We start from the raw sequence: 3,080 nt of genomic DNA on the forward strand, positions 1-3,080 counted from the left end.
CACGAGCCCTGCCGTAAGCGGGCTTACGGCAGGGCTCGTGTCCGAAAGTCAGACCTGACCCCGGATGGTGGCGCTGCGGCCGGCGTGGTTGGCAGGCAGCCGCGGACCGTGGTGAAACAGTTGGTCGCGGAGGGTGCCGTCGGTGTAGTCGTGGCGGTAGCGCCCGCGCCGCTGCAGTTCGGGGACGATCAGGTCGACCACGTCGCGCATGCTGTCGGGGGCCACGGCGAACGCCAGGTTGAAGCCGTCGATGCCGGTCTGGTCTTGCCAGGCTTGCAGTTGGTCGGCCACCTGCGCCGGCGATCCGACCAGCACCGGGCCGCGGCCGCCCAAACCGATGAATTGCGCCGCTTCGCGTACGGTCCATTTGCGCCCGGGGTCGGCCTGGCTGAACGAGGCCAGCGCCGAACGGCCGGCGTCGGAATCCATGTATTCGATGGTGGCGTCCAGCGGGTAGCGGCTGAAATCGACGCCGGTCCAGCCGGACAGCAGCGCCAGCGCCGCCTCGATGTCGATGTGGCGCTGGTAGTCTTCGTATTTGGCGCACGCCTCGGCTTCGGTCGGCGCGGTGATGATCAGCGCTTGCGCGTAGATTTTCAGCTCGTCGCCATCGCGGCCGGCCGCGCTGACCGCCGCGCGCAGCGCGTCCACGTACTGCTTCACCACTTTCTTGCTTGGGCCGCTGACGAAGGTGCATTCGGCATGCCGCGCGGCGAAGGCGGTGCCGCGCGGAGAGGTGCCGGCCTGGTACAGCAGCGGCGTGCGCTGCGGCGACGGTTCGCTCAGGTGGAAGCCGGGCACCTTGTAGTAACGGCCTTCGTGCCGGATCGGGTGTATCCGCGCCGGGTCGGCGTAGATGCCGCGCTGTTTGGCGTTGATCACCGCGCCGTCTTCCCAGCTGTGCTCCCACAGCTTGTACACCACTTCCATGTATTCGTCGGCGAGGTCATAGCGTTCGTCGTGGCTGAGCTGCCGATCCAGTCCGAGGTTGCGGGCGGCGCTGTCCAGGTAGCCGGTCACGATGTTCCAGCCGATGCGGCCGCGCGTCAGGTGGTCGAGCGTGGACATGCGGCGCGCGAACGTGTAGGGGTGCTCGTAGGTCAGCGCACAGGTCACGCCGAAGCCCAGGTGTCGGGTCACCTGCGCCATCAGCGGAACCAGCGCCAGCGGGTCGTTGAGCGGCGCCTGCACCGCGTGGCGCAGGGCCGCATCGGCGTTGCCCTGATAGACGTCGTAGACGCCCAGCACGTCGGCCAGGAAGATGGCGTCGAAGCGGCCGCGCTCCAGCAGTTGCGCCAGCTCGGTCCAGTATTCGGGCTCGGTGTAGCGGTGGCCCTGGTCGCGCGGGTGCGTCCACAGTCCGGGCGACTGGTGGCTCACGCTATTCATCTGGAAGGCGTTGAAGCGTATCGGCTTGGTCATCACTTTTCCAGCGCGAGCTGGTAGTCGGTCTTGGCGTAATCGGCGAAGTATTTGTTGGTCACCGCCAGGAATTCGCGCGAGCGGTAGGCCGCGGCGATGTCTTTGGCGAACTGCTTGTCCTTGTCGGCGCTACGCACGGCCACCAGGTTGGCATAGGCCGGCGAAATCTTCTCGGTGATCAGCGCATCCTTCAGCTTCAGGCCCGAGGCCAGCGCGTAGTTGCCGTTGACGAAGGCGTAGTCGGCGTCCTGCAGGGAGCGCGGCAACTGGGCCGCCTCCAGCGGCAGCAGCTTGATCTTTTTCATATTGACGGCGATGTCGCGTTCCGATGCTTTCAGCGGATCGGCTTTTTCGCGCAGCTTGATCCATCCCATCTGATCGAGCAGCACCAGCGCGCGCGCCTGGTTGGTCGGATCGTTGGGCAGGGCGACGGTGGTGCCTTCCCTGACGTCGTTCAGCGTCTTGTGCTTCTGGCTGTAAATGGCGATCGGCGCGGTGGGGATCTTGATCAGTTCCGACAGGGCCAGCTTGTGGTCGGCCGCGAATTTGTTCAGGTAGACGATATGCTGGAACACGTTGGCGTCCAGCGAGCCTTCCGCCAGCGCGAAGTTGGGCTGGATGTAGTCGTTGAATTCGACCAGCTTGACCTTGTAGCCCTGCTTTTCCAGGATAGGCTTGATACCCAGCTTGATCTGGTCGGCATAGGGCCCGGAGCTGGTGCCGATCACCAGTTCCTTCGGATCCCTGGCGTGGGCGTTGAGGTTGACGGCGGCGGCCAGCGCGGCCACCACGGCCAGTAAAAGGGTACGGCGAGTGTTCATCTATTTCCTTGTTAGCGTTTGTCGAGGCGTTGGGCGATGCGGTTGCCCGCGAACTGGATGATTTGCACCATGGCGATCAGGATGGCGACGGTGGCGACCATGATGTCGGTCTCGAAGCGGTAGTAGCCGTAGCGGATGGCCAGATCGCCGATGCCGCCCCCGCCGACCACGCCGGCCACGGCGGAGTAGGACAGGAAGCTGATGGCCAGCACGGTCAGCGCCAGCACCAGGCCGGAACGCGCTTCCACCAGCAGTACGTGTACGATGATCTGGAATTCGGAAGCGCCCATGGCGTGCGCCGCTTCGATCACGCCGCGCGGCACTTCGCGCAGGTTTTGTTCGACCAGGCGCGCGAAGTAGGGGATGGCGGCGAACGACAGCGGCACGGCGGCGGCCAGCGGGCCGATCGAGGTGCCGGCGATGGCGCGCGTGAACGGCACCAGCGCAACCAGCAGGATGATGAACGGGAAGGAACGCACGGTGTTCACCAGCCATCCCAGCGCCAGCGCGGCCGGGCGATTCTGCAGCGACTGGCCGTCCGCCACCAGGAACAGCACGATGCCGAGCGGGCCGCCGATCACGACGGCGGCGGACAGGCCGATGCCGAGCATGAGCAGGGTCTGGCCGAGCGCATCCCACATCTCGGGCAGCATGGCGATGATGGCGTTGGCAGAGGCGCCCAGCGAGGATAGCAGTTCAGACATGACTGGCCTCCGGCAGCAGGGCGATGGCGGCCAGCGCGTTGGCGGCGCTGGCGGCGGCGATCGGCGTGACCGTCGCCGGCGCGGATTCAGGCATGACGGCATCGAACGCGGTCGGCGCGCCGGTGCCCGCGGC

Annotated in this window: 3 protein-coding genes; all 3 read right to left on the reverse strand. The window is 66.2% G+C overall.

Translation table 11 applies throughout. From position 1 onward, the window contains the following. Window positions 1-48 precede the first annotated feature (48 nt). The 3 genes from E4L98_RS11530 to E4L98_RS11540 are packed head-to-tail and all read right to left on the reverse strand — an operon-like array spanning window position 49 to window position 2,947. On the reverse strand, window positions 49-1,422 hold the full coding sequence (locus E4L98_RS11530) for an LLM class flavin-dependent oxidoreductase (RefSeq protein WP_135201706.1): 1,374 nt from the start codon (window positions 1,420-1,422) through the stop codon (window positions 49-51). Beyond that, window positions 1,422-2,243, reverse strand: a complete 822-nt coding sequence (locus tag E4L98_RS11535) for a MetQ/NlpA family ABC transporter substrate-binding protein (protein WP_135201707.1) — start codon at window positions 2,241-2,243, stop codon at window positions 1,422-1,424. The genes E4L98_RS11530 and E4L98_RS11535 overlap by 1 nt, the downstream gene beginning before the upstream one ends. Before the next feature lie 11 nt (window positions 2,244-2,254). Continuing rightward, on the reverse strand, window positions 2,255-2,947 hold the full coding sequence (locus tag E4L98_RS11540) for a methionine ABC transporter permease (RefSeq protein WP_135201708.1): 693 nt from the start codon (window positions 2,945-2,947) through the stop codon (window positions 2,255-2,257). Window positions 2,948-3,080: the final 133 nt, after the last annotated feature.

Origin of the sequence: Duganella callida, from assembly GCF_004614165.1 — a bacterium.
Taxonomy (GTDB): Bacteria; Pseudomonadota; Gammaproteobacteria; order Burkholderiales; family Burkholderiaceae_D; genus Rugamonas; species Rugamonas callida.

What these genes read in the sequence shown, in the direction of transcription:
- E4L98_RS11535 (WP_135201707.1), bottom strand. Translation starts at nt 2,243, where the DNA reads ATGAACACTCGCCGTACCCTTTTACTGGCCGTGGTGGCCGCGCTGGCC.
- E4L98_RS11540 (WP_135201708.1), bottom strand. Translation starts at nt 2,947, where the DNA reads ATGTCTGAACTGCTATCCTCGCTGGGCGCCTCTGCCAACGCCATCATC.
- E4L98_RS11530 (WP_135201706.1), bottom strand. Translation starts at nt 1,422, where the DNA reads ATGACCAAGCCGATACGCTTCAACGCCTTCCAGATGAATAGCGTGAGC.